The following is a 2,044-nucleotide window of genomic DNA, read 5'->3' as shown; positions in this document are numbered from 1 at the left end:
TTGGTAAAGAATTGATTTACCAAGATTTACTGTAAACTGAGTTTAATTAGACTGGCTCAATTAAGCGAGCAAAATATCACTTCAACAGCAATAACTGTGAAACGAAACAATCCCTTTTTCTTACATCATTTGTACGATTTGGTTTCAGCAAGTTTGGAACTGATAAACCAAATATCCTTGCCACAACTGGGATTTGAAATGCTGCGAGCAAAACGCTGATACAGACTAAAACGAGGCAAAACCCTGAACAATTGAAGCGTGAATTGGTTTCTGAAATCCATGAACTTTTTGCAATAAGGGTCAATTGCCGAACCTGATGAAATGAAAACCAAAAGGCAACAAAGAAAAAGGAAATCCACCCTACTTTCACGCCTAAAAAACTAACGGCTCAATCACTGAACTGAGCCAAAAAACTGCGATCTTAGAGTTCGTGTAACGCCTGCATAACACGTTTACTACTATTCAATTATACTCAATATTGCCGCCTTAAAACGAGAAACACCCGACAACCTGAGATGCCGAGTGTAGTAAATCGTGTTGATGCATTTGTTATGTGAATGCTACCACCGTAATTGTGCGTCACCTACGCCAGAACTTTTTGCATCATCAAAAAGTTTATTGTGGTCATCAATATACAAACTAGCAATAGGCTCAAAGCTCAATTTACCATCAACTGATAAAGGACGTAAAACGGCATCAAAATCAGCATAATTGCTTGCATGATTAAGCTGATATTCTGAACCGTGAATAAGAAGCTTTTTAATCAAGATATTATTTGTATTAAGTTGAATTTGACCTTTGTATTCACGATTATGGTGATAATAGACTTTAACTTGAAACCCTTCATTCAATTTTGCATCAAGCACAGTTATTACTTTCTTAAGTTTATCGACATCAGAGCGGGTAAACGCAATTTCTTCAGATTGAGAAAAAATGGCCTGTTTATAATCTTTAACTACTTTATCAAGCCGCTCATTATTATTTTCTTCCACACTTTCAAGCTTCTTGGTCAATACAAATTCACCGTCTTTCAAATTGAGCAAGATGGATGAATCAATCATGTGATTTGTATTAAAAGAATCTAAATTAGTCGATACAAATTTACCTTCTTTCAGATCATGTGACACATAATTTTGATTTTCTAATTGTTTTACTACTCCGGGGAGTATAACTTTGTCAATGAATATATCAAAAAACAGGGAGCTTAAAATTGCCATAATTATAGTTGGCAACAACCCAAATAAAACACCTTTCCAAAACTCGTTCATAACTCTCCATAAATTCACATAACGCTGGCATAACACGTTTATTACCATGCAGACCAACCTGAATTTTGATGCCTTAATCACGAAACCCAAGACAAACCCAGAACGCCGAATGTAATAAATCGTGTTGATGCGATTGTTGTGCGTGCTTACTTTCGGCTTGGCTAACTTGGTAAAGAACTGCCCTGCCAATATTTTTAGTATCCTGATACTAATTTACCAATGGCAATTAAGCGAACAAAATGTTCTTAAATTGCGAGATAACGTAAATGGAAAAAAATACATTTTTTACGCCATTTGAATTGCTTGGTTTCAGCAGATTTGGAACTGATAAACCAAATATCCTTGCCACAACTGGGATTAAAAATGCTAAGAGGAAAACACTGATGCAGGCCAAAATGAGGCATAACCAAAGAACAATTGAAGCGTAAAATAGCCTCTGAAACGCCTGAACTTGGGGAAATAAGGGCTAATTTGCCGAACTTGATAATACGGAAACCAAAAGGCAACAAAGAAGAAAGGAACGCTTACTAAGCCGAAACTACGAAAGCCGCGATCCTTTTGATGAACCGTGCAAAAAATTTCGGACTCAGTACGCACAACGCTGGCATAACACGTTTATTACCATGCAAACCAACCTGAATTAACCGCCTTAATCACAAAACTAAAGGCAAACCCAGAACGCCGAATGTAATAAATCGTGTTGATGCGATTGTTGTGCGTGCTTACTTTCGGCTTGGCCAACTTGGTAAAGAACTGCCCTGCCAAGATTTTCTAAG

At 37.0% G+C, this 2,044-nt stretch carries 2 protein-coding genes; one reads left to right on the top strand and one right to left on the bottom strand.

Going from position 1 to position 2,044, the window contains the following annotated elements; genetic code table 11:
• Positions 1-560 precede the first annotated feature (560 nt).
• A complete protein-coding gene (locus tag AACV33_RS02015; RefSeq protein WP_182700706.1) occupies positions 561-1,268 on the bottom strand; it encodes a hypothetical protein in 708 nt (235 codons plus the stop codon).
• A gap of 266 nt (positions 1,269-1,534) precedes the next feature.
• Between AACV33_RS02015 and AACV33_RS02010 the strand changes: the two genes are divergently transcribed.
• Entirely contained in the window at positions 1,535-1,696 is a 162-nt protein-coding gene (locus AACV33_RS02010; RefSeq protein ID WP_255458670.1) for a hypothetical protein, read from the top strand.
• The last annotated feature ends 348 nt before the right edge of the window (positions 1,697-2,044 follow it).

Source organism: Aliivibrio sp. SR45-2 (assembly GCF_963890165.1).
Classification (GTDB): domain Bacteria; phylum Pseudomonadota; class Gammaproteobacteria; order Enterobacterales; family Vibrionaceae; genus Aliivibrio; species Aliivibrio salmonicida.
This window is presented reverse-complemented; position numbering and strand designations above follow the sequence as displayed.